Source organism: Streptomyces sp. NPDC039736, assembly GCF_055596485.1.
The window spans coordinates 438749-462247 of record NZ_JBVIUQ010000003.1 but is presented as its reverse complement, the minus strand read 5'-3'; the positions used below and the strand labels follow the sequence as shown (position 1 = coordinate 462247).

Here is a 23499-nt window from a genome sequence, read left to right as displayed (position 1 = left end):
GAGACTGCCCGGGGCGGCGCTGGAGGAGGGGGCCGGGCCTGTGCTGGAAGGGAGAGGGTCCGGGCCGCCGCTGGAGGCAGGGGGCGGGGTGGTGCCGGAGTGGCAGGGTGTGGCGGCCTTGGGGGCGGTGCAACATGCCCCACTGGTACGGCACTTCACCTTCCCCTCGGACGGTGAACTCCTCGCCTGCGCCCAGGCGGTCCCGGCAGCGAAGGCGGCCCCGGCAGCCCCCGCCGCCTTCACGGCCCCGGCAACCCTCACAGCCCTCACCACCCTCTCGCCCACGCCCCACGCCGTACTCGTCCTCCACGGCGCCGGCAACGGCGACAAGCAGAGCCCCACCGTCCTCGCCACGGCCTTCGCCGCACGCGGGCACCACGCCCTCGCCTTCGACTTCTCCGGCCACGGCGAAAGCACCGGCACACTGGGCCGGTCGAGCCTGCGGCGGCGGTTCGAGCAGGCCCGTGCCGTCGTCGACGCCTGTCTGCCCACCCGAGCCCCCCTCGTCCTCGTCGGCTTCAGCATGAGCGGGCAGACCGTCGCGGACCTCGCCGCGCACTACGGGCCCCGCGTCGCTGCCGTCGGCCTCTGCGCCCCCGCCGTGTACGCGGCACGGGCCTGGCCGGTGGCCTTCGGCGACGGGTTCACCGGGATCATCCGTACGCCCGACAGTTGGCGGAACTCCCCCGCGCTGGACGTCTTCCGGAGGCTGCCCGCCGGCGTGCGCGCGGTGCTCGTCACGCCCGCCGTCGACGCGGTGATTCCACCGGCGGTCACCGAAGCGGTCGCGGGGGCGCTCGATGCGTCGCGCGCCGCTTACGTGCGGATGGTGCTGCCCGCGGCGGACCACCGGCTGAGCCTGTGGTTCGCGGCGGAAGCGCAGTCCCGGGAGGAGTTTGTGGACGTATTGCTGAACGGCGGGACGAAGTCCGGCCCGGCCCACCGCATGGCCCCATGTGATCGGCCATAGCGGGGATGGGACTCGTGATCGCCCCTCGACCCGGCCTGCCGGACGCCCGACGTACCCGGCGGCGACCTTCGCCTGAGCAGAGCAGACCCCTCCGGAAAACCGCTCCTGAGCCCAGAGCTGGTGCGGCACGGGGTGTCGGGCCCAACAAGAGTATTGGCACTGAGTGTCAGGCGGCGGCATGCTGAGTGCCATGACGCCTACGGATCGCGACGCCGCCACCCTGCACGCCTGGACCGCCGTGGGAGGGCGGCCGGAACTCGTCGGCCGGGTCTCGTACGCCGGTGCCGGAGACGTGCTGTCGGCCAAACTGCCGGTGCGGCAGCTCGCGCGGGCCACGGTCGGGGCGTGCTCGCTGGCCGCCGCCGAGCTGGTGGCGGCGCGCGGCGGGACGGGGACGCCAGGAGAGCGGGCGGCGGCGCAGCGGATACCGGAGGTGCGGGTGGCGGAGGGTGCGGTGGCCACCGCCTTCCACAGCGAGCGCCACCTCCGGATCGACGGCCGGGGGCCCACCGCCTTCGCCCCGCTCTCCGGTTTCTGGCGCACCTCCGACAACTGGGTGCGTACGCACGCCAACTACCCGCACCACCGGGCCCGCCTGCTGCGCGCACTCGGCATTCCGGGCGACGGCTCACGCGACGACCGTGCGCTGGCCGGGGTGCTGGCCGCCGAACTCGCCACCCGGGAGGCGGCGGAGGTGCAGGAGACGGTGTACGCGGGCGGCGGCCTCGCGGTGGCGCTGGCCCCCGCGCCTGCCGCCGCCCCGGACGAATTGGTTCCGCTGGTGGAGATGCGGGAGGCGGCCGAGCGCGGCTCCCGGCGGCTGCCCGCCCGCGCCCCGGTGGCGGCCCCCGCCGACGGCGTACGGGTCCTGGACCTGACCCGGGTGCTCGCCGGGCCGGTGGCCGGGCGGACGCTGGCGCTGCTGGGGGCCGACGTGCTGCGGGTGGACGCGCCGCAACTGCCGGAGGACGCGGACACGTACGCCGACACCGGCATGGGGAAGCGGTCGACGCTGCTGGACCTCGGCGCGGCGGGGGACCGCGAGGTCTTCGAGGAGCTGCTGGCCACGGCGGACGTGGTGCTCTCGGCGTACCGCCCCGGCGCCCTGGACCGGCACGGGCTCGCCCCGGAAGCCCTGCTGGACCGCCACCCGGGCCTGGTCGTGGCGCAGTTGTCCGCGTGGGGCTGGACGGGGCCCTGGGCGGGGCGGCGGGGATTCGACAGCCTGGTGCAGGCGGGGACGGGCATCGCGGCGATTGAGGCGACGGGCGCAGCGGCCGCGTCCGGCCGGCCGGGCGCGCTGCCCGCGCAGGCCCTGGACCACGGAACGGGGTACCTGGTGGCGGCGGGCGTACTGCGCGGGCTGACGGAACGTCAGGAGACGGGCCGGGGCCGCCGGATGCGGTACTCGCTCGCCGGTACGGCCGCATGGCTGATGCACGGGGTACGGCGGGAAGCACCGTCCGAGGGCGCGTACGACGCCCGGCGCTGGATGACGGCCTGCGAGTCCCCGTACGGAAAGCTGGACCACGCGCTGCCGCCGGTGGGCTACGCGGGCGGTCCGGACGGCTGGGCGCGGCCGGTGGGCCTGTGGGGCGCGGACGCCCCGGCCTGGCGTTGAAAAGGGCTCCCCGCCGGTTTCACCCGGGGCCGGGCCCCTGCCGCCCGGCCGCCAGCACCGCCGCGAGTCCGGCCCGCAGGTCCTGGACGAAGGGGGCCGTGACCTCCAGGGACGGGAAGTGGCCCCCGGAGCCGGGTGTGTTCCAGCGCACGATCCGCCGGTACCGTTCCCGCGCCCAGGCGCGCGGGTACTTCTCGATGTCGCGCGGATAGGTCGTGATCGCCGACGGGACGTCGACCCGGAGTCCGGGGTCCAGTGAGTCGTGGCTCTCGTAGTAGATGCGGGCCGACGACGCCCCGGTCCGGGTCAGCCAGTACAGGGTGACGTTGTCCAGGACCCGGTCCAGGGACATCGTCTCGAACGGGCTGTCCCAGGTGTCCGACCATTCGGCGAACTTGTCCAGGATCCAGGCGAGCAGCCCGACCGGTGAGTCGACGAGCGCGTAGCCGGTGGTCTGCGGCCGGGTCGCCTGCTGCTTCGCGTACGCGGTGCGGTGGTGCCAGAAGTCGTACGTCTCCTCGGTCCACCGCAGTTCGGCCTCCGTCAGGCCGTCCGTGGTGTTTCCGGGCGGCGGCTGCGCGAGCGTCGTGTGGATGCCGAGCACGTGCTCCGGGAACCTGCCGCCCAGCACCGTGGTGACGACGCCGCCCCAGTCGCCGCCGTGGGCCAGGAACTGGTCGTAACCGAGCCGTCCCACCAGTTCGACCCAGGCGGCCGCGATCTTCTCCGTCCCCCAACCGGTCGCGTCCGGCCGGTCGCTGTACCCGAAGCCGGGCAGCGAAGGGGCCACGACGTGGAACGCCGGCGCGTCCGGGTCCTGCGGGTCGGCCAGTTCGTCCACCACGTCCACGAACTCCGCGATGCTGCCCGGCCAGCCGTGGGTGAGGACCAGGGGGGTGGCGTCCGGGCGCGCGGACCGGCGGTGCAGGAAGTGGATGCCCAGACCGTCGACGGTCGTGCGGAACTGGCCGATCCGGTCGAGGCGCTGTTCGAAGGACCGCCAGTCGTACGCCGTGCGCCAGTACGTGACGACCTCGACGAGGTCGGCGAGCGGAACGCCCTGTTCCCAGCGGCCGGGACCGGGCGCGGCGCGGTGGACCGTCTCGGCCTCCGGCAGCCGCGCGTCGGCCAGCCGGGCGCGCAGGTCGGCGAGTTCGGCGTCGGACGCGCGGGCTTCGAACGCGTGGACGTCGTCGGAGCGACGGGGTGAGCGGGGCGGGTGGGGCATGAGACCTCCTGGCCGTGGTGGAGCCGGTCGGGCCGCAGGGGAGCCGGACGGGTCGTGCCGGAGCCGGTCCGGCCCATAGTGGAACCGGCTATGACGGTTCTACTCGCTCTTGGCGTCCGCGCGCAACCGGCTAAGGTGGTTCCATGTCTGCTGCCTTCCCCGACTTCCGCCTCGGCGCCGTGCTGGCGACCAGCTTCACGGGAACCCTGTCGGAGCGTCACGGCGACTCCGTGGAGCGCATCCCCACCCCGGGGCGGCTGGCCGACTGGCTGGCGGTGAGCGGTCTCGCCGTGGACGGCTGCACCCCGGCCCAGCTCGACCTCGCCCGGGAACTGCGGGAGGCGATCCATGCCGCCGCCACAGCCGCCGCCTTGGAACAGGCGCTGCCCGCCTCCGCGGTCCGTGTGATCAACGAACGCAGCGTCCGGGGGCGGGCCGCCGCGATCCTGACCGCGGAGGGCGAGCGGCGCTGGCAGCTCCACCCGGCCACCGGCGTGGAGGACGCCCTCGGCGTGATCGCCGCCGACGCGGTCGGCGTCATCGCGGGCGATCGGGACGGAAGGCTGGCCCTGTGCGCCTCACCGACCTGCCTCGCGGCCTTCTTCGACACCAGTCGCAGCCGCACGCGCAGATGGTGCGACATGAACACGTGCGGAAACCGTCAGAAGAAGGCCCGCTTCCAGGCGAACCGACGTGGGTCGACCGCCGCCCCGTGAGCTCGAACACCCGCGTGAGATGCTGCCCTTCCGTGTTCCGTCCACTCCCGAGGCCGTCATGTCCGCACCCGAACACCGCGCGTCGGCCTCCCTCGCGGAGCCCCGCCCCCTGACCCCCGGCGCCCTCCCCGGGCCGCTCCCGGCGCCCGGCGCCGTCCCCGACCTGTGGTCCCTGCGCATCCTGGCGTACGACGCCCCGGACGCCCCGGAGGCCCTGGCCCTCCTCGATCCCGCCGAGCGCCGGCGGCACTCCGCCTTTCGGCGCGCGGAGGACCGGGTCCGCTATCTCGTCGCGCACGCCGCCCTGCGCGGGCTGGCCGGCGCGTACCTCCGCCAGGAGCCCGCCTCCGTGCGCTTCGGGCGGGAGGACTGCCCGTTGTGCCCCGAGCCGCACGGGCGCCCCTCCCTCCCCGGCAGCGGGCTGCACTTCTCGCTCTCGCACAGCGCGGACCTGGTGATGTTCGCCTTCGGTACGACACCGGTCGGGGTCGACGTCGAGATACTGCCGTCGCCGAGTCAGGTCGACGAGGTCGCTCAGGTGCTGCACCCCCGTGAGCAGCGGGAGTTGGCCGCCCTCCAGGGCGACGACCCCGCCCGCGCCGCCGCCTTCGGGCGCTGCTGGTGCCGCAAGGAGGCCTACCTGAAGGGCACCGGTACGGGGCTCGCCGTACCTCTGGGCGATACGTACGTCGGGGCCGGGGAGCGGCCGGGGGACGTTCCGGGGTGGCGGATCGCGGACGTCCGGGCCCCCGAGGGGTACGCCGCCGCTCTCGCGTACGTCACCTGAGCCCCTTCCGCATGAGCCCCTTTCGTACTAGAGCAAAAGTCTGTTGCTCCTAGGTCAAACCTTGGCTACGTTGGGGATCATGCCTGCCGAGACCCCGCGCCCCGTCACGCTCACCGGACGCCACGTGCGCCTCGAACCCCTCACCGAGCAGCACCTTGGCGACCTCTTCCTGGCCGGTGGCCGGGACGAGGAGGTCTGGCGGTGGCAGGGCGGTCCGGCACCGCAGACGGAGGCGGAACTCGCGGAACTGCTGCGGAGCGTGCTCGACGGGCCGTACCTGCCGTTCGCCGTGATCCACCGGGAGAGCGGGCGGGCGGTCGGCTGGACGACGTACCTGGACGTCTCGGAGGAGGACGAGCGGCTGGAGATCGGCTGGACCTGGTACGGGCGCGCGTACTGGCGCACCCCGGTCAACACCGAGTGCAAACTGCTCCTGCTCGCGCACGCCTTCGACGACCTCGGCATGGGCCGCGTCCAGCTCAAGACCGACCACCGCAACGAACGCTCACAGGCCGCCATCGCCCGGCTCGGCGCCCGGCGCGAGGGCGTTCTGCGCCGCCACCGCCGCCGCCCGGACGGCACCTGGCGCGACTCGGTCTACTTCTCGCTGCTGGCGGAGGAATGGCCGGAGGCGAAGGCGCGGTTGAGCGCCCGCCTCGGGCGGTGACCCACTCCGCGCACGCCTTCCGGGCCTGCCGGGCCGCCGGGCCGCGCCGGGGTCCTCACGGGGAGCCGACGTACCCGGGCCGCACCGGCTGCCCGGGGCCGGCCAGCTCCCGCAGGGTCCGGCCCAGGATCTCCACGCCTTCCGCGACGGCACCGGCCGGGCCCGCCGCGTAACCGAGGACGAGGCCCGGGCGGCCGGGGAGTTGGCGGTGCCAGGACAGGGGCTGGCACTTCACGCCCCGGGCGAGGGCGGCCGAGGCGAGCTCCGTGTCGGGGACGCCATGGGGGTACGTCACCGTCAGGTGCAGGCCCGCCGCCGCGCCGTGCACCACCGCGCCCGGCAGGTGCCGCCCGACGGCGGCGATCATCGCGTCGCGGCGTCGGACGTGGCGGCCCCGGAGCAGGCGCAGATGCCGTTCCAGGCGGCCGGACTCCATCAGGTGGGCGAGCACCAGTTGGGGCAGGACGGCGTTGCCGAGGTCGGTGAAGCGCTTCGCCTCGGTGAGGGCCCGCAGGTGGCGGGGCGGCGGCACTATCCAGCCGATGCGCAGGGCGGGGGCGAGGAGTTTGGAGACGCTGCCGAGGTAGCAGACCCGGTCGGCGAGGAGGCCGCGGAGGGCGGGCACGGGGGGACGGTCGTAGCGGTGTTCGGCGTCGTAGTCGTCCTCGAGGATCAGGCCGTGTTCGGCCGTCGCCCAGTGCAGCAGTTCGCGGCGGCGCTCCCCGCTCATCACCACCCCGGTGGGGAACTGGTGCGCCGGTGTGAGCAGCACCGCCGGGGCGCCGGTGGCGCGCAGCGCGTCGACGCGGACGCCGTCCCCGTCGACCGGTACCGGCGGGGTGGTGAGGTCGCCGTGCAGCAGGTGCTGGCGGGTGCCGAGCGAACCGGGGTCCTCGACGGCGACGCTGTGGACGCCGTCGGCGCGCAGCACGGGGTGCAGGAGGGTGAGGGCCTGCGCCGTACCGGCGACGACGAGGACGTCGCCCGGCTCGACCCGGATGCCCCGGTTGCGCCCCAGCCAGTCGGCGACGGCGCGCCGCAGCCGGGGCGCGCCGCGCGGGTCCCCGTACCCGAGGTCCTCCGCCGACAGCCCGGCCAGCACCTCCCGTTCGGCGCGCAGCCAGGCCGCGCGGGGGAAGGCGGTGAGGTCGGGCTGCCCGGGCGTGAGGTCGATCCGCGCCCCGGCAGCCCGCAGGGCGTCGAAGACCTCGGGGCCGGGGGCTCCGGTGAAGAGGGCCGGCGGGCTTGGTGCGGGGGGTCCGTCCTGGCCCCCGGGCGTGAGCAGGGGCGGCCGGTTGCGAGCCGGCGGGAGGCCGAGCGGGGCGGCGACGACCGTGGTTCCGCCGCGTCGGCGGCCCTCGACGTGACCGTCCTCGGTGAGGCGGCGGTAGGCCTCGGTGACCACGCCCCGCGAGACGCCCAGTTCGGCGGCGAGGACCCGGGTGGGCGGCAGCTTGGCGCCCACGACGAGCCGTCCGTCGGCTATCGCCGTGCGGAGCCGCCGGGCGAGCCAGTCCGCCTTGCCGCCGGAAGGGGCGTCGCCGAGGTCCAGTTGGAGGAAGTCGGAGCCGTACGCGGCGGGGGCGGGGACGAGGGCCGCCCGGGTGGGCGGTGCGGTCGTGGCGTCGCTCATCCGGTCCCCCCTCGTCGGCCGGGGCCATGGTGTCACGCGGGAGAGTCCGGGGGGCCGAAGGCGAACTCCGGCGCCCCGGCGGTGAGCAGGGCCGACACCGGGGATGTGGGCCAGTGCGTGGACAGTTCGTCGGTGAGGGACTTCAGCAGCGCCGGAACCGTTTCCGACGCGCCGCCCTCGTGCATGGCCTCCGTGACGACCAGGATGCGGGTGGTGTGCGGGCCGACCGCCGAGTGCCCGCTCTGGCGGTTGGTCCAGCGGCGGGCGTGCGCCCGGTTCGCGGAGTCCACGAAGGTGACCTCGCCCGGGGCGGGGTGTTCCGTGTCGCCGCCGAAGGTGGTGTAGAGCTCGTCGCCGCGGGCGGGCCGCACCTCCAGGAGCGGGCCCGAGACGCGGTCGGCGTCCAGGGCGGCGACCGGGATCGCGTACGCGACGGAAAGGGCGTTGCACAGGTCCACCACGGGGTGGATGCGGGGGAGCGACCCCTCCTTGCGCAGGCGCCGCAGGAGGGACTCGGAGGCGCAGCGGTACTGCGTCGGCTTCAGGCCCAGACGGCTGAAGGTCCGCCGCCAGGCGAGCACTTCGGGCAACTGTCCCTCGGCGGAGTCCGCCAGCCGGTCCAGCGCGCGGGCGGTGTACTCCGCGACCCGCGGGCCGACGTCGGCGGCCGGATGGACCCCGGAGGCGTACAGCGCGCCCGCGCTCAGCTCGGGGTGGGCGGCCCGGATCGTATCGGCGTGACGAAAGCGCACGTCAGGCCACCGCCAGCCGTGCGCCCAGGCCGACGAAGGACACGGCGAACACCCGCCGGACCGCGGTCAGCACGCGGGGCCGGGCCAGCACGCGGTCCCGGACGGCGGCCGCGGACACCCCGTACGCCGCGAAGACGACGAAGGTCAGGGCCATGAACACGGCGCTCAACTCCAGCATCGCGCCCACCGAACCCGACCTCCCGGCAGGCACGAACTGCGGCAGGAAGGCGACGAAGAACATGGTCAGTTTGGGATTGAGCAGGTTCATCAGCACCCCGGAGACGACGACCCGCCCGGCCGGGCGGCGCTCGGCCGGCCCCACCTCCAGCGCCTCCCTGTCGCGCAGCGTCGCCCACGCCATGTACAGCAGGTAGCCGACGCCGAGGTACTTCACCGCCTCGAACGCCACCGGACTGGCGTTCAACAGCGCCGCGAGCCCGGTGACCGAAGCCAGCAGATGCGGTACGACGCCGAGCGTGCAGGCGAAGGCGGCCACCAGACTCGCCCGGCGGCCGTGGGACAGCCCGGCGGCGAGGGTGAACACCACGCCGGGGCCGGGGGTGAGCACCACGGCGAGGGTGGTGAGCAGGAACGCGGGACTCAAGGGGGACCTCCTGGTTTCAAGGTCCTCTCACTCTGGCGCGGTCATGGCCCGTCGAGAAGAGCCAAAGACGACCGTCCCGGCAGGTCCAATCGGGTCCGGTGCCGGGGACGGCGGGCGATCCGGAGGCGTCGTCGGCACGGGTGCCGGCCGAGTCCCGTCAGGCTCCGGAGGGAGCGGGGGACGGGTCCGAGGCGAGGCGGGCGTGGAGGTGTTCGTCGTGGTATTCGCCGTCGCCGAAGCGGTAGGAGGCGCGGAGCGTGCCCTCCGCGGGGAAACCGGCGCGCAGGGCCACCCGGCAGGAGGCCTCGTTCTCGACGGCGTGGGCGAGTTCGAGGCGGCGGACGCCCGCCGTGCGGAGCGCCCATTCGGCCGCGGCGAGCGTCGCGCGGGTCGCGAGGCCCCGGCCGCGCGCGGCGGGGAGCAGCCAGTACCCGATCATCCCGAGCCCGTCGGAACGGTCGGTCCAGCGCACGCCGAGCCCACCGAGGAAGCGGGGGCCGGCGCCGGGGCCCGGGTCCGTGCCGGGGTCCGTCGCGGGGCCGCCGAGCAGCGCGAAGGCGGCGAGGGTCCCGGCGTCCCAGGCGTCCCCCCGTACCTCGATCCACTTGACGGCGGCGGCGCGGTCGGCGGTGCGGAGGGGGTTCCAGAGGGCTGTCCGGGGATCGGCCGCGCCGTCCATCAGGCCCTGTACGAGGGAGGGCACCTCGATGTCCTTGCGGCTCCAGGGCCGCAGATGGGCGTCGCCGAGGTCCAGTGTGGTGGGCGTGAAGGCGCGCGGGTCCGCGGCGGGGGAGGTGGAGGTGCTCATGGCAGCTCTTTCTAGCGGGGGTCGCGGGGTGGGGCCAGCGGATTTCCCGGCGGAGGGCCTTCGTTCCGTCCGTCGTGCCACGTCGTCGGTGCCGTCCTCGACCTCGCGTACCGGCCGCGTGCGGACGGGACCCACGGGGCGGAGGCGGCGGGCGGCACCCGCGAGGTCTCACCGCTGCGCGTCCCGCCGGCGGGCGCGGTGCTTGGCGGCGTGCAGGCGGTTGCCGCACAGGTTCGGGATGCAGTAGCAGCGCCGGCCCGCCTTGCTGGTGTCGACGAACAGGCCCGTACAGGTCGGCGACTGGCAGGGCCGGAAGCGGCTGTGGCCGAGCGTGTGCAGCACGCCGAGCAGGCCGGTGCCCACGAGGGCGGCGAGCTCGTCCGCCACGGAGGCGCCGGGGGTGGTGGCGATGTGCCACTGGAGGCGGCCGTCGTCGTCCCGGAGGAGGGAGAGGTCCGACGTGGCCCTGGCGGTGAGGCGGTTGGCGCCCTCGGCGACCTCGTCCTCGGTGGCGGCCTCCAGCAGTGCGCGCGTCTCCTGACGGAGGGCCAGTACGGCGGCCAGGTCGTCCTCGGTCGGGGCCGTTCCCGGCGGCAGTGCGTCAAGTCGTACGTCGTGCTCGGCGAGGAAGGCGGTCAACGCCTGCGGAGTGGTGAGGACTTCGCCGATGTCCGTGCGGACGCGGGCGGAGGTGTTGACGAGGTCCGTGGCGACCCCCGCCCCGGTGGCGTAATGCGAAAACTGAATTTTCAAGCCTTACTCCCGCGTTTTCCGTGCTAGCGTAATGCGTGAAAGGGAACCATACCCCTTAGCGTGTCCCGGGTCGGCCGAGCTGCCGGGCGCGCGGGAAGGACCGTCGCCCATGCGTCCCCTCTTCCGCCGTGTCACCCGGACCGTCAAGGACGTGCTGTCCGGCATCGACGCCGGGCACGCGATCCGGCACGGCGCACCGGTGCCGCCCCGGGCCGGGGCCCCGTCCCCGGCGCGAGCCCAGGGCCCGTCCCGGCCGCCCCGTCCGTTACCGGCGTCACCCACCCCGGGAGGAATCGTGAACACCCTCGAACCCACCGGCACCGCGGCCCTCCTCGCCTACCTCGACGGCCGTCAGACCCGCTGGCGCATCATTCTCGACGCGGCCGTCGACGCCGCCGGGGACGACCCGCGCGCCCGGCTGCTCGCCGTCTTCGACGCCCTGCGCGAGTGGGCCTGCGGCTCCCCCGTCGACGGCTTCCGCAGCAACGCCTTCATCCAGGCCCAGTACGAGTCCGACCATCCGCACGGTGTCGTCCGCGCGGTCGTCGCCCAGCACAAGCGCACCCTGCGCGACCGCATGCTCGCCCTCGCCGAGGCCACCGGCACCCCCGACCCCGGCCTCCTGGTCGACCAACTCCTCCTGGTCTACGAGGGGTCGACCGTCAACCACTCCCTCGGTACGGTCGCCGAAGCCGCCGCCAAGGCCCACCGCACGGCCCGCCAGCTCATCGCCGCCGCCACCCCGCAGCCGCTGGACGCGTTCTGGGCGGGGCGGGCCTGACGCGGGCTGCGTACGCTCGGTGCCATGACGAGCGCGAACCCCATGCCGGACCCGGTCCTCCCTGCCACCCCGTACGCCGTCCTGACCACCACCGCCGACAGCGAGGCCGGGGCCGCCGAGCTGGCGGACCGCGTGATCGGCGAGCGGCTGGCCGCCTGCGCGCAGGTGTACCCCGTGCGGTCCGTGTACCGGTGGCAGGGGGCGGTCGAGCGGGCGACGGAGTGGCGCATCGACTTCAAGACACGCGGCGAGCTCCTCCCCGAACTCACCGCCCGGATCGGTGAGCTGCACGACTACGACACCCCGGAGGTGGTCGCCGTCCCGGTGGTCGCGGGCAGCCCGGCCTACCTGGAGTGGGTCGCGGAACAGACGCGGGAGGCGCAGGTCCCGTAGGAGACGCGAAGAGCCTCACGCGCTCGTCAGCACCACCAGCCGCTGCGTCGCCCGCGTCATCGCCACGTACCTGTCCACCGCGCCCGCGATGCCCCCGCCGAAGTTCTCCGGGTCGACCAGCACGACCAGGTCGAACTCCAGGCCCTTGGAGAGCGTCGGCGTCAGCGAGCGCACGCGCGGCGAGACCGGCCGGAAGCCGGCGTCGCCGATGACGCACGCCACCCCTTCCGGGTGCTCGGCGAGCCAGCCGTCCAGGACCGCGTCCAGGTCCGCCGCCGCGCCGCGCCCCACCGGGATGCCGTTGCTGCGGATCGACGTCGGCACGTTCGCGTCCGGCAGCGCCTCCCGGATCACCGGGGCGGCCTCGGCCATGACCTCCTCCGGCGTGCGGTAGTTGACGGTGAGCGAGGCCACCTCGATGCGGTCCAGGCCGATCCGCTCCAGCCGCTCCCGCCAGGACTCGGTGAAACCGTGCCGGGCCTGCGCCCGGTCGCCGACCACGGTGAAGCTCCGCGAGGGACAGCGCAGGAGCAGCATCTGCCATTCGGCGTCGGTCAGTTCCTGCGCCTCGTCCACGACGATGTGCGCGAACGGGCCGGCCAGGAGGTCGGGTTCAGCCGTCGGCAGGCCGTCCTCGTCGATCAGGGTGTCCTTGATGTCCTGCCCGTGCAGCATGCCGAGCGCGCCCTCGCTCTCGTCGATCTCGACGTTCTGCAGGATGCTCTCCATGACGTCGGCCCGGCGTGCCCGTTCGGCGGCGACGGCCGCTTCGTGGCGCTGCCTGCGCGCCGAGGACTCGGGGTCGCCGAGCCGCTGGCGGGCCGCGTCCAGGAGCGGCAGGTCGGACACCGTCCAGGCGTGCGGGGCGTCCTTGCGCTGGAGGGCGCGCACTTCGTCCACGGTGAGGTGCGGAGCGCACTTGCGCAGGTAGGCGGGCACCGACCACAGGTCGCCGACCAGGTCGGTCGGCTCCAGGATCGGCCAGGCGCGGTGGAGGGCGCCGATCAGCTCGCGGTTCTGGAGCAGCGAGCGGCGCAGGAGCTGGGGGGAGACGCCCGAGGACTCGCCGTCCTCATCCGCGTCGCTGTCCCCGTCCCCGTATTCGTCCGCGTGCTTGTCCATGAGGATCGTGAGCAGTTCCTCGCGGATCTGGTCGCGGGCCTCGTTGTGCGGGGTGCCGGGTTCCACGGCGGCGAAGGCGGCGGCCCAGTCGCTCGCGCTCAGCCACACGTCCGCCCAGTGCGTGGAGACCGTCATGCCCTCGGCGGGCGGCTCCTCGTACAACGCGACGGCGGGCTCGATCGCCCGCACCATCGCGACGGACGACTTCAGCCGGGCCACCTCCGGGTCGGCCTCGGGCAGCGCGTCCGCGCCCTCGGCGACCAGGTCCGCCACGACGCAGGTCCGCACGCCCTCCTCGCCCAGGCTCGGCAGCACGTCGGCGACGTAGTCCAGGTACGGGCGGTGCGGGCCGACGAACAGCACGCCGCCGCGCCGGTGCCCCAGGCGCGGGTCCGCGTACAGCAGGTGCGCGGTGCGGTGCAGGGCGACGACCGTCTTGCCCGTGCCCGGGCCGCCGTCCACCACGAGCGCGCCGCGCGAGCCCGCGCGGATGACGGCGTCCTGGTCGGACTGGATGGTGGACAGCACGTCCCGCATCCGGGACGACCGCTCGCCGCCGAGGCTGGCGATGAACGCGGACTGGTCGTCCAGGGCGGCGGCATGCCCCTCCAGGCCGTCGGCGGTGAACACCTCGTCCCAGTAGTCGCTGATCAGGCCGTCGCTCCAGCGGTACCGGCGGCGGCTGGCCAGCCCCATCGGGTGGGCGTGCGTGGCGGCGAAGAAGGGTTCGGCGGCGGGGGAGCGCCAGTCGACCAGCAGCCGCCGGCCCTCGTTGTCGGTCAGGCCGAGCCGGCCGACGTACACCGGCGCGGAGCCGTCGTCCGGTACGAAGTGGCCCAGGCACAGGTCCAGGCCGAAGCGGCGCAGGGTGCGCAGGCGGGCGGTCAGGCGGTGGATCTCGGAGTCGCGGTCCATCGCCTCACGGCCGAGCCGGCCGGGCGCCCTGCGGGCGGTGTCGAGGTTCGCGGAGAGTTCGGCGATCGTGTCGGCGAGGCTCTTCGCGATGGCGGCGAAGTGGGCTTCGTCGGCGCCGATCAGCGCGGGGGCGGACTTGGCGGAGAGAGTGTCGGGCAGGTTGAACGCGCTGGAGGGCAGGGGGGTCGTGGCGGCAGCTTCGGACAACGTGGCACGCAACTCGGGGATCTCCCATTTCTGCAAGGTTCTGGTCAGCCCTGATTTCAGCCCCGGTCGACTCGCGTCGACGCCGGTCGACACCGGTCGGCTCCGGCTGAGATCCGCGATTCTGCACCAGCACCGGGGCCTTGCCGCAAGGCCCCCCATGAGCTATAAGTTGAGAGTGGCAAGGAGAGCGGTTACCTCCTTGCCTTTCTTTTTTGCCCGCTCACGGGTGCCGGACCCCATAAAACTATCGTTGATTGAACGTCCGACGGTGGAGTGTTAGTTTTGGGGGGGTCGGCAAGGCAGCAGCCATGAGGGGACGGGCACGGCCATGAGCAAGGACACGGAACCGGGGCCGCACGCCGCGGCCGGGAGCGTGACGCTCCTGCGCGGGCTTCCCGCCGGGGCGCAGCCGCGGGCGGCCGAGCTGTACTGGGAGGCGTTCGGACGCAAGCTGGGCCCCGCCCTCGACCCACCCGGCACGGCGCTCCCCTTCCTCGCCGCCCACCTCCACGCCGACCGCGCGGTCAGCGCGCTCGTCGACGGGCGGCTGGTGGGCCTCGCCGGGTACCAGCTCGGCGGGCGCTCGCTGACCGGCGGGACCCTGAGCGACGTGCTCCGGGCGTACGGGCCGCTGCGCGGCCTGTACCGCGCCGCACTGCTCGCCCTCTTCGCCCGGCGGTCCGCCCCCGGGGAACTGGTCATGGACGGCATCGCCGTCGACGCCACGGCGCGGGGCACAGGGGTCGGCACCCTGCTGCTCGACGAGGTGGCGGCGATCGCGGCCGAGCACGGGTGCCGCAGGATCCGACTCGATGTGATCGACGTGAACCCGCGGGCGAGGGCGCTGTACGAGCGCCGGGGCTTTCGGCCCGTACGGACGACGTCGACCCCGTATCTGCGCGGACTGATGGGATTCGGAGCGGTGACGACCATGCACAAGAGCGTGGCGAAGGGGGCAAGGGCATGACCGGCCGTATCGAGAACACCGGGGGACGGGACGCGGCCGGCAGCGCCGAGGACACCGGGGGGCAGGCCCTGACCGGCCGTGTCGAGGTTCCCACCCGCATGCTCGTCCACGCCCTCGTCCGCGAGGACGGCACCGTCTCCACCGGCGAGCTCTACGGGGTCGCCGACCTGCTCGGCATGAGCGACCAGCAGGTGCGGCTCTGCATCAAACGCCTCGTCGCCGAGGGCCGGTTCACGCATGAGGGGCGCGGACGCAAGGCCGTCCTGTACGCCACCGAGGACACCGTCCGTGCCCTCGCTCCGCACCCCGACTTCCTCCGCCACGCCTTCCGGCAGGACGCCGGGCTCGCCCCCTGGGACGGCGTCTGGCACCTGGCCGCCTTCGCCCTCCCCGAGACCGAGCGCGCCGCCCGCGACACCCTGCGCGACACCCTCGTCCACCTCGGCGGCGCGCCGCTGCAAGGGGGCCTGTACGTGAGCGCCAACCCCTGGGAGCCGTACGTCGAGGAGGCCGTCGACCACCTGGGCGTGCGCGACGCCCTCACCCTCCTCACCACCTCCGACCTGCGCCGGGGCGAGCACCACACCCCCGCCGGCCTCTCCCGCGCGCTGTGGCCGCACGACGAGATCGCCGCCCGGTACCACCGGCTGGCCGCCGTCGCGCGGCCCCGCCTGGCCCGCCTCACCGCGACGGAGCCCCTGGAGCCGGCGGCGGCGCTCACCCTCGCGGTGGAACTCGCCGCCGAACTCGGCCGGGCCATGGACCCCGACCCCCTCCTGCCACCCGAACTGCTTCCGGCCCCCTGGCCGGGCCGGGAGGCGCGGGCGCTGGTGGCCCGGTGCTGGGAGGCCCTCGCCGTACGGACGGAGACGACGCGGGAAGACCCCCCGGTCCTCTTCCGCGCGTACGCGCAGGTGGCTCGGGAAGCGGTCGACGGCGTACGCGAACGGGCTCAGGCCGACGGCTCCGCGGCGGCCCGCAGCTCCGCCAGGGCGGCCGCCTCCGGCGTGCCCTCCTCGGCGCTGTAGACGTGCACGACCAGGCCCGACTGCCCGGGCGCGGCCGGAACCTGGAGGGTTTCGAAGTCCAGGGTCAGCGGGCCGGTCGCCGGATGGTGCAGGCTCTTGCGGCCCGCCGCGCACATCGTGACCTCGCCGCTGTCCCAGACGGCACGGAACTCCTCGCTGAGGGCGGCGAGTTCGGCTACCAGGGCGAGCAGCGCGGTGTCACCGGGGTGCCTGCCGGCGGCCATCCGCAGCAGGCCGACCGCCTCCCGGGCGCGCACCTCCCACTCGGGGTGGACGACGCGCGAGGCCGGGTCGAGGAAGAGGAAGCGGGCGTTGTTGCGGTCGCGGCGGGGGTGCGGGCCCTGGAGACCGCCGAGGAGCTCGGCGCCCAGGGCGTTCCACGCCACCACGTCCAGGCGGTGGTCGGTGGCGATCACCGGGAGCCGGTCCAGGGAGCGGAGGATCTGGCGCAGGACAGGGCCCACGCGGGCGGCGGGGGCCGCTTCGGCGGTGCCGACGGCGGTGGGGACGGGGCCGGGGCCCGCGCCCGTTCCGGCGAGCGCGCTCAGGTGCGCGCGTTCGGCCGCGCCCAGCCCCAGGGCGCGGGCGAGCGCGTCGAGGACCTCGGGGGAGGGCTGGGTGGCCCGGCCCTGTTCCAGCCGTACGTAGTAGTCGACGCTGATGCCCGCGAGCTGGGCCAACTCCTCGCGGCGCAGCCCCTGCACGCGACGGCGGCGGCCCACGGCGATCCCGACCCGCTCCGGCGCGACCCGGCCGCGCCGGGCACGCAGGAACTCGCCGAGCGCGGGGCGGGCGGGCGCGGGGGCGCGGGAGCTCTCCGTGCCGCGGGTGTCTGCACTGCGGGTGTCTGCCGGGCGGGTCATGCCTCCCAGTATGGGCGGCGGCCCCGCGTGGGTGGTCCTCGCGGTACCAGGAACGCCGGTCCGCCGGACGCGGAGGGTTCTGGCTGCGCGGCCGGCCCCGGGAGACCGTAACGGCATGAACTCACGTACCCGCGACGGCATGAACGCACCTACCCGCGACGCCATGAACGCACGCACCCGCGACGGCCTGGGCGCGCGGGCCGAGGGCGAAGCCCGCAAGGTCCTCCTCGTCACCGTCCATCCCGACCCCCGCTCCCTGACCTCCTCCCTCGCCGCCTTCGCCGCCGGCCACCTGCGCGCGGCCGGACACGAGGTCACGGTCTCCGACCTGTACGCGATGAAGTGGAAGGCCGCCGTCGACGCCGACGACTTCCCGGGCCTGGCGGGCGACGAACGCCTCGCCGTGATGGCCGAGTCCGGCCGGGCCGCGGCGGCGGGCACGCTGACCGCGGACGTCGCGGCCGAGCAGGAGAAGGTGCGGTGGGCGGACGCGGTCGTGGTCCAGTTCCCGGTGTGGTGGTTCGGCCCGCCCGCGATCCTCAAGGGCTGGTTCGACCGGGTCTTCACCGCCGGTTTCGCGTACGGGCCCGGGCTGCTGCCGTACTCCGGCGGCGACAGCGCGCTCGCGGGCCGCCGGGCGCTGCTGTCGGTGACGGCGGGGGCCCGCGCCACGGCCTTCTCCGACCGGGGCATCCACGGCAGCCTCGCGGACGTACTGCACCCCTTGCAGCACGGGCTGTTCGCCTTCACGGGGATGGAGCCGCTGGACCCCTTCGCCGTGTACCACGCCAACGAGCTGCCCGAGGAACGCTTCGAGGCGGCGAAGACGGCGTACGCCGCCCGCCTGGACGGCCTCTTCACCGACGCGCCGGTCCCGTACCGCACCCTGACGGGCGGCGACTACGACCACGACATGCGGCTGCTGCCGGGCGTGGAGGAGCCGGGCGTGTCGAGCCTGGACCTGCACGTACGGGCGCGCGGCTGACCTGGCTGACCTGTCCGCACGGGTGCGCGGCCGAGGGCGATGCGGCGACCGGCCCCGCCCCGCCGTCGGACGCCGGGCGGCACGGCTCACGTCCCCGGCGGCGCGTACTGCTCCGCCTGCGTGCGGAACATCGCCGCGTACCTCCCGTCCGCCGCCAGCAGTTCCTCGTGCGTGCCGTGCTCGACCAGGCGGCCGGCGCTCAGCACGTGGATCGTGTCCGCGTGCCGCACGCCCGACATGCGGTGGGTCACCAGGACCACCGCCCGGTGCGGGTCCGCCAGGCGGCGGATGCGGGCGAAGGCGGCGATCTCCGCCTCCGGGTCGAGGGCGGAGGTCGGCTCGTCGACGATGAGGACGCTGTCCGCGGGCGCGGTGGCGGTACGGCGGTGGGTGCGGGCCAGCCCGATCTTCTGCCACTCCCCGCCGGAGATCTCCGACGCCCCGTGGAACATCCGGGACAGCAGCGTGCCCAGCCCCAGGGGGAGCCTCCCGACGACGCCCAGGGCCTCCGCGTACGCGACCGACTCCAGCAACTCGCCCTCCTCGGCGGGCGACCGGGGGCGGCCGATGCGGATGTTCATTCCGGCGGTCACCGGCCAGCGTTCGAAGTCCTGGGTGAGCAGGGAGACCCGGGAGAACACCTGCGCCCGGTCCACCTCCCGCACCTCCTGCCCGTCCCACCGCACCGCTCCGTCCTGCGGCAGCAACAGACCCGCGACGACCTTCATCAGCGTCGACTTGCCGGAGCCGTTCTCCCCGACCACCGCCGTCACCGACCCCATCGGGAGGGTCAACGACACCCCGTCCAGGGCGGGTTCCTCCCGGTCCGGATAGCGGTACGTCACCTTCTCCAGCCGGACGGCCGCCACCCGCTCGGCGAGCGCGCCGCCACCGCGCGGGATCGCCCGCCGCCCGGCCTCCGTGAGGAACTTCTCGTGGTCCTGGACGTACAGGCTCTCCTCGTTGAGCCGGTTCACGTGCATCACCAGCGCCCCCAGGCTCGCCGACCCGGAGCGCACCGCGATCACCGCCGTTCCGGCGACGGCCAGTTCCATGTGCCCGGCGACGATCAGCCAGCCGAGCAGCGCGTACGTGCCGACCATGACCGCGCCCGACAGGGCCGCCGCGACCAGCTCCGTCACCGCCTTGCCGGTGGCCAGGCGCTTCTGCTCGGACTCCGCGCTGTGCGCCATGTCCTCGTACGCGGTGAGCAGGTACGGGCCGACCGCGTGGATGCGCACCTCCTGCGCCGCCGACCGGGAGGTGAGGAGCTGCGCGATCAGACGGCTCGCCCGCAGGTGCTCCATCCAGGCCAGCACCGACACGTACCGCTCCTGCGCCACCCGCATCGCGCCCCAGCCGCGCGGGGCGGCGATCAGGACCAGCATCGGGAGCAGCGCCGGGTGCAGCACGGCGAGGACGCCTCCGGCGGCGGCCAGCGAGATGGTGCCGTTGAGCGCGGCGACGCACGCGCCGATCATCTGCCGGGCGGCCTGCGCCCCGAACTGCGCGACGTCGATGAGCCGCCGGAACTCCGGGTCCTCGATGGCCTCCAGCTCCACCGCCGACGCGGCGGCCAGGTACTCGGTGGTCGCCAGCCGCTCCACCATCGGCTCCAGCCGGCCCGCCCGCGACGTCGACCAGCAGGCGAGCACCGCGCCGACGACGGCCGCGCCCGCGCCCACGCAGAGGGCGGGCAGCGCCTCGTACAGGCGGTCGGCGGGAGCGGCGGCGCCCAGCAGGGCGTGCATGACGGCGTTCACCGCGAGCAGCCCGACGGCGGCGGCGACACCCTGGCCGATCTCGCTGACGCCGACCGCGACGAGGGCGTTGCGGTCCGCGCGCCAGGCCCGGCGCAGGGTCGCGCGGACCAGGCGGGGCATCACCCGGACCGCGCCGAGCATGCTCAGTTCCAGGGGCGCGCTGTCGTACTGGGTCCAGCCCGTGTCGTACCGGAGCGGCCCGCCGAACAGCTCGCGCTCGCTGGCCGAGACGACGGGCTCGCCCACGCGGACCCGGCCGAAGAGGCGGGCGAACGCGCGGCGCGGGAGGCTCGGGTTCCTCCGGGGCTCGGTGGTGGCGGTGCCGGTGGTGCCGGTGGTGTCCGTGGTGGCGCTCGTACCGTTGGCGTCGTCGGGGCGGTCGTCGGTGCGGGACTCGGTGTGGTCGTCCGTGCGGGACTCGGTGCGGGATTCGGTGTGGGCCGTCGGGTCGGTCACTCGCCACCCCCTGGGTCGGGACCGTTCGAGGGTCCGGCGGCCACCCGTGCGGCGTCAACGGCGCGACCAACGGCGCAGGGAGCAGAGAGACGGCAGGGCGTGTCAGTCCGTCCCGGGTGCGGTGCGGTGGAGCCGGTAGTGGCGGGCCACCCGGGCGCGGTTGCCGCACGAGGGTTTGCAGTACTCCTGGCGGCCGTGCCGCTTCAGGTAGTAGCGCACGCAGCGCGGTGCAGTGCAGGCGCGGAGCAGTTCCCGTTCGGGTCCGGTCAGGAAGCCGATGGCGGCCCGGGCGACGGCGGCGGTGAGGCGCACGCGCGGGCCGGGCCCCGCGAGGGGCAGGAGGGTGTGGGTGAAATCGCCCCCGAGGCATGACAGTTGAGGGGTGACCGGCTGCTGTCCGGCGGCCGTGTTCAGCCGTTCCAGGGCGTCGGGCACGGACAGCAGGCGGTTCGCGTCCGCCGGGCTCGGCGGTGCCGGTGCGACCACCTGCGCGAACAGTGCCCGTACCGCCTGACGCAGCGGCACCAGGTCCTCCCGTAGGGCGCCGGACGCCGCGGCGGCGGCGAGGTCGGCGGCCGTGAGCCCGTACGCGGACAGCCCGGCCTCCTGTGTCCGCAGCCACCGCGCCGCGCCCTCCTCGCCGCCGTCGGTCAGGTCGTCGGCGATCCCGCCGGCCCCGTCGTGCCGGACGGTGCCGGCCAACTCCAGTGCTGGGCAAGGTTCCACGACGTCCACCTCTCTTGATCGCTGCCGGGCGCGCAGCCTACAGTCCCCTAACGGAAGCACGCCATTTTTCCATTAGGGGGATGTCGCATGGCCACCTTGCTCGCCCAGATCAGCGATCTGCACCTGGACGGCAGCGCACGCACCACCGAGCGGGCCGTCCGCGTCATGGATCATCTGCGCGCGCTGCCGCGCCCCGTCGACGCGCTCCTGGTCACCGGTGACATCGCCGACCACGGCACGATCGCCGAGTACGAGGAGGCCGCCCGGCTGCTGGAAGCGCCCTTCCCCGTGCTCCCCTGCCCCGGCAACCACGACATCCGGTCCGCCTACCGCAAGGGGCTGCTCGGCGAGAGCGCGTCGGACGCCCCCGTCAACCGCGTCCACCACCTCGACGGGACCGCTCTTCTCCTCGTCGACTCGACCCTCCCGGGCCGCGACGAGGGCCTGCTCGACCCGGTCACCCTGCGCTGGATACGGGACACCCTCGACGGGCTCCCCGCCACCACCCGGGCCCTCCTCGCCCTCCACCATCCGCCGGTCGTCCTCCACCACCCCCTCCCGGACGCCCACCTGCTCCAGAACCCGGCGGACCTGGCCGCCGTCCTCGCCGAACACCCCCAGGTCACCGCCGTCCTCACCGGCCACGCCCACACCGCGGCGGCCACCTCCTTCGCGGGCCGGCCGCTGCTCGTGGGCCCGGCGGTGACCTGGACGCTGCGGCTGCCCTGGGAGGGCGCCCGGGCCGCGGACCGCGAGCAGCCGCCCGGCCTGGCCTTCCACGTGCTGGACGACGAGGGGCGGCTGACGACGCACTACCGGGTGGTGCTGTGAGCCGGCCGCCCGACGGCGCTCCGCCCCCGGGCGCACGCCTCGTCGTACCGGTCCAGAACCAGGCGCGCCACCGCGTCGTGCGCGCCCAGCGGGGCGGAGGCGACCGTTCCGGCGGTGGCCGCCGCCTTCCGGGCGAAGAAGCCCGGCGTCATCAGGTAGCTCGCCACCGCCACCTGCCGGAAGCCCCGCGCGTGTAGCGCGGCCACCGCGTCGGCCGGTGTCGGTGCGCCCCCGCACAGGTAGGAGGCGACCGCCGGGCGGCCCAGCCGGTCGGCGAGCAGCCCGGCCATGGCGGCGGTACCGGCCCGGGAGCGCGGGTCGGAGGAGCCTGCCGAGGCGAGGACCACCGGGCCGGCCGCCGGGGCCGCCGCCTCGGCGAGCCGGTCCGCCAGCGCCGACGCCAGCCGGGGGTGCGGCCCGAGCGCCCCCGCGATCCGGGCACGCACCTGCGGGGCGGCGGCCAGCGCTTCGGGGACGTCGACCCGTAGGTGGAAACCGGCGCCCAGGAGGAGCGGGACGAGGACCACCTCGCCGTGCAGGGCGGCGAGCACGTCGGCGAGCGCGGGCCGGGCGACGTCCACGTACGCCAGGACGACGGGGAGACCGGGCCGCAACTCCCGCACGCGGGAGAGCAGTTCCTCGGTGGCGGCCGTTCCTTCGGGGTCGCGGGTGCCGTGCGCGACGGCGAGCAGGGGCGGGGGCAGGTGTCGCGGCAGGGGGGCGCGCCGGCTCATCCGGGGTCCACTGCCAGCCGGTAGCCCCGCTTGGTGACCGTACGGACCAGTGAGCCGTACGGGCCGAGGGCCGACCGCAGCCGCCCCACCGCCGCCTCCACCACATGCGCGTCCGGCGGGCGGGGCGCCTCGGACGTGTCGGCGGCGGGCCACGCCCGGCGCAGCAGTTCCGCGCGGCTGAGGACGGTGCCCGGGCGCTCCGCGAGAGCCCGCAGGACCGCGGCGGGGAGGGGGGTCAGGTGGACCGTCCCGGCGGGGCCGGTGACGGCCGCGCCCTGGAGCGTCAGGTCGCCGCCCGCGGTGGCCAGGTGGCGTCGGTGGCGGGCCGGCAGCTCCTGGTCGAGGGTGCGGACCAGCGCCCCCAGCCGCCCCCGTTCCGGCCACACGCACGGTACGTCCGCCGCCAGCAGCGGCCGTGCGCACACCGGGCCGATGCAGGCCGCCAGGACGTTCGTGCGCAGGGCGTCCAGGACCTGTTCGCGGCGGCCCGTCCCGTCCGCCGCCGCCAGGAACGCTTCGATCGCGGGCGCACTGGTGAAGGGCAGCGCGTGCACCTCGCCCCGCACGGTCGCCTCGACCAGCCGTCGTACCGCGTCCGGGTCGGCGGCCGGCCCCCACCGGTACACCGGCACCTCCACCACCTCCGCGCCGCGCTCCCGCAGCGCCGCCGTGAACTCCGGGAGCGGCGCGCCGTGTTCCTGCACGGCGACCCGCCTGCCCGCCAGGTCCCGCTCCAGCAGCCACACCAGCATCTCGTCCACGGCCTCCGACGCGGGCGCGTAACTCTCCCGCAGTCCGGACGCCCGGATCGCGCCGGTCGCCTTCGGGCCCCGGCTGATCACGGTCGCCGCGCGGCACGCCTCGACCAGGCGCGCGCCCGTGCCCCAGCCCTCCGCCGCGCTGATCCAGCCGCGCCAGCCGACGCCGGTCGTGGCGACGACGTAGTCGAGGGGGCGGGCGAGGCAGGCGTCGGTGGCGTCCCGGACGAGAGCGTCGTCGTCGAGCGGCACGATCCGCAGCGCGGGCGCGGACAGGATCTTCGCGCCGCGTCTGCGCAGCAGGGTTTCGAGTTCGTCGCGGCGCCGGTCGGCCGTGACCCCGACCGTCAGTCCGGTCAGTGAGCCCTCCGGCGGAACGGGCGTGGCGGGCGTCGCTGTCGTCATGGCCCGACCCTGGCCGAGCCGTGTTA

General features: G+C 74.9%; 23 protein-coding genes. 11 read left to right on the top strand and 12 right to left on the bottom strand.

Features of this window, described 5'->3' with window-relative positions:
- Window positions 1-127 precede the first annotated feature (127 nt).
- Together ACZ56L_RS11505 and ACZ56L_RS11500 are read left to right on the top strand one after the other, a co-directional pair.
- Window positions 128-970, top strand: coding sequence for an alpha/beta fold hydrolase (locus ACZ56L_RS11505; protein ID WP_471063386.1), 843 nt, complete (start codon window positions 128-130; stop codon window positions 968-970).
- A gap of 190 nt (window positions 971-1160) precedes the next feature.
- Window positions 1161-2591, top strand: coding sequence for a CoA transferase (locus ACZ56L_RS11500; protein WP_471063384.1), 1431 nt, complete (start codon window positions 1161-1163; stop codon window positions 2589-2591).
- Between the two features lie 19 nt (window positions 2592-2610).
- Here the strand turns inward: ACZ56L_RS11500 and ACZ56L_RS11495 are convergent, their stop codons facing one another.
- Complete coding sequence (locus tag ACZ56L_RS11495; RefSeq protein ID WP_471063382.1) at window positions 2611-3819, bottom strand: epoxide hydrolase family protein; 1209 nt, start codon at window positions 3817-3819, stop codon at window positions 2611-2613.
- Between the two features lie 143 nt (window positions 3820-3962).
- Between ACZ56L_RS11495 and ACZ56L_RS11490 the strand changes: the two genes are divergently transcribed.
- From ACZ56L_RS11490 to ACZ56L_RS11480, 3 genes are all read left to right on the top strand, one after another.
- Window positions 3963-4535 (top strand): CGNR zinc finger domain-containing protein, encoded by a 573-nt coding sequence (locus ACZ56L_RS11490; protein ID WP_468687153.1) that lies wholly within the window; start codon window positions 3963-3965, stop codon window positions 4533-4535.
- A gap of 58 nt (window positions 4536-4593) precedes the next feature.
- Window positions 4594-5322 carry a 4'-phosphopantetheinyl transferase family protein gene (locus ACZ56L_RS11485; protein WP_468687152.1) on the top strand — a complete coding sequence of 243 codons (729 nt, stop codon included), beginning with the start codon at window positions 4594-4596 and terminating at the stop codon, window positions 5320-5322.
- A gap of 79 nt (window positions 5323-5401) precedes the next feature.
- Complete coding sequence (locus ACZ56L_RS11480) at window positions 5402-5989, top strand: GNAT family N-acetyltransferase (RefSeq protein WP_471063380.1); 588 nt, start codon at window positions 5402-5404, stop codon at window positions 5987-5989.
- A gap of 55 nt (window positions 5990-6044) precedes the next feature.
- Here ACZ56L_RS11480 and pdxR read toward each other — a convergent pair whose 3' ends face one another.
- The 5 genes from pdxR to ACZ56L_RS11455 all read right to left on the bottom strand — a co-directional run bounded on the left by pdxR (window position 6045) and on the right by ACZ56L_RS11455 (window position 10539).
- The gene (gene pdxR, locus ACZ56L_RS11475; RefSeq protein WP_471063378.1) at window positions 6045-7622 is read right to left on the bottom strand and encodes a MocR-like pyridoxine biosynthesis transcription factor PdxR; all 1578 of its coding nucleotides are present in this window, start codon (window positions 7620-7622) and stop codon (window positions 6045-6047) included.
- A 32-nt stretch (window positions 7623-7654) separates the two neighbouring features.
- Entirely contained in the window at window positions 7655-8374 is a 720-nt protein-coding gene (locus ACZ56L_RS11470; protein WP_468687148.1) for a B3/B4 domain-containing protein, read from the bottom strand.
- A 1-nt stretch (window position 8375) separates the two neighbouring features.
- Window positions 8376-8978: a LysE family translocator gene (locus tag ACZ56L_RS11465; protein WP_468687146.1), complete on the bottom strand. Its 603-nt coding sequence runs from the start codon at window positions 8976-8978 to the stop codon at window positions 8376-8378.
- A 157-nt stretch (window positions 8979-9135) separates the two neighbouring features.
- Window positions 9136-9786 (bottom strand): GNAT family N-acetyltransferase, encoded by a 651-nt coding sequence (locus tag ACZ56L_RS11460; protein ID WP_471063376.1) that lies wholly within the window; start codon window positions 9784-9786, stop codon window positions 9136-9138.
- Window positions 9787-9954: 168 nt separating this feature from the next.
- Window positions 9955-10539: a CGNR zinc finger domain-containing protein gene (locus tag ACZ56L_RS11455; protein ID WP_345227732.1), complete on the bottom strand. Its 585-nt coding sequence runs from the start codon at window positions 10537-10539 to the stop codon at window positions 9955-9957.
- Between the two features lie 295 nt (window positions 10540-10834).
- Here ACZ56L_RS11455 and ACZ56L_RS11450 point away from each other — a divergent pair, with 295 nt between their 5' ends.
- Together ACZ56L_RS11450 and cutA are read left to right on the top strand one after the other, a co-directional pair.
- A complete protein-coding gene (locus tag ACZ56L_RS11450) occupies window positions 10835-11320 on the top strand; it encodes a hypothetical protein (RefSeq protein WP_471063374.1) in 486 nt (161 codons plus the stop codon).
- Window positions 11321-11344: 24 nt separating this feature from the next.
- A complete protein-coding gene (gene cutA / locus ACZ56L_RS11445) occupies window positions 11345-11713 on the top strand; it encodes a divalent-cation tolerance protein CutA (RefSeq protein ID WP_471063372.1) in 369 nt (122 codons plus the stop codon).
- A gap of 15 nt (window positions 11714-11728) precedes the next feature.
- Here the strand turns inward: cutA and helR are convergent, their stop codons facing one another.
- The gene (gene helR / locus ACZ56L_RS11440) at window positions 11729-13957 is read right to left on the bottom strand and encodes an RNA polymerase recycling motor ATPase HelR (RefSeq protein ID WP_471063370.1); all 2229 of its coding nucleotides are present in this window, start codon (window positions 13955-13957) and stop codon (window positions 11729-11731) included.
- Between the two features lie 328 nt (window positions 13958-14285).
- Here helR and ACZ56L_RS11435 point away from each other — a divergent pair, with 328 nt between their 5' ends.
- Both ACZ56L_RS11435 and ACZ56L_RS11430 read left to right on the top strand, forming a co-directional pair.
- Window positions 14286-14924, top strand: a complete 639-nt coding sequence (locus ACZ56L_RS11435; RefSeq protein ID WP_471063368.1) for a GNAT family N-acetyltransferase — start codon at window positions 14286-14288, stop codon at window positions 14922-14924.
- Window positions 14925-14992: 68 nt separating this feature from the next.
- Entirely contained in the window at window positions 14993-15952 is a 960-nt protein-coding gene (locus ACZ56L_RS11430) for a PaaX family transcriptional regulator C-terminal domain-containing protein (protein WP_471063834.1), read from the top strand.
- Here the strand turns inward: ACZ56L_RS11430 and ACZ56L_RS11425 are convergent.
- The gene (locus ACZ56L_RS11425) at window positions 15877-16815 is read right to left on the bottom strand and encodes a helix-turn-helix transcriptional regulator (protein ID WP_471063366.1); all 939 of its coding nucleotides are present in this window, start codon (window positions 16813-16815) and stop codon (window positions 15877-15879) included. The two genes, ACZ56L_RS11430 and ACZ56L_RS11425, sit on opposite strands and share 76 nt — an antisense overlap.
- A gap of 163 nt (window positions 16816-16978) precedes the next feature.
- On the opposite strand from ACZ56L_RS11425, the gene ACZ56L_RS11420 reads away from it, so the two are divergent.
- Window positions 16979-17800 carry an NAD(P)H-dependent oxidoreductase gene (locus tag ACZ56L_RS11420; RefSeq protein WP_468687127.1) on the top strand — a complete coding sequence of 274 codons (822 nt, stop codon included), beginning with the start codon at window positions 16979-16981 and terminating at the stop codon, window positions 17798-17800.
- Between the two features lie 86 nt (window positions 17801-17886).
- Here the strand turns inward: ACZ56L_RS11420 and ACZ56L_RS11415 are convergent, their stop codons facing one another.
- Window positions 17887-19809 (bottom strand): ATP-binding cassette domain-containing protein, encoded by a 1923-nt coding sequence (locus tag ACZ56L_RS11415; protein WP_468687414.1) that lies wholly within the window; start codon window positions 19807-19809, stop codon window positions 17887-17889.
- A gap of 312 nt (window positions 19810-20121) precedes the next feature.
- Window positions 20122-20745: a CGNR zinc finger domain-containing protein gene (locus ACZ56L_RS11410; protein ID WP_471063364.1), complete on the bottom strand. Its 624-nt coding sequence runs from the start codon at window positions 20743-20745 to the stop codon at window positions 20122-20124.
- Window positions 20746-20832: 87 nt separating this feature from the next.
- Between ACZ56L_RS11410 and ACZ56L_RS11405 the strand changes: the two genes are divergently transcribed.
- Window positions 20833-21576, top strand: coding sequence for a metallophosphoesterase (locus ACZ56L_RS11405; RefSeq protein ID WP_471063362.1), 744 nt, complete (start codon window positions 20833-20835; stop codon window positions 21574-21576).
- Here the strand turns inward: ACZ56L_RS11405 and ACZ56L_RS11400 are convergent.
- Together ACZ56L_RS11400 and ACZ56L_RS11395 are read right to left on the bottom strand one after the other, a co-directional pair.
- Window positions 21558-22310 (bottom strand): sirohydrochlorin chelatase, encoded by a 753-nt coding sequence (locus ACZ56L_RS11400; RefSeq protein WP_471063360.1) that lies wholly within the window; start codon window positions 22308-22310, stop codon window positions 21558-21560. The two genes, ACZ56L_RS11405 and ACZ56L_RS11400, sit on opposite strands and share 19 nt — an antisense overlap.
- Window positions 22307-23473 (bottom strand): uroporphyrinogen-III synthase, encoded by a 1167-nt coding sequence (locus ACZ56L_RS11395; RefSeq protein WP_471063358.1) that lies wholly within the window; start codon window positions 23471-23473, stop codon window positions 22307-22309. The genes ACZ56L_RS11400 and ACZ56L_RS11395 overlap by 4 nt, the downstream gene beginning before the upstream one ends.
- Window positions 23474-23499 lie beyond the last annotated feature (26 nt).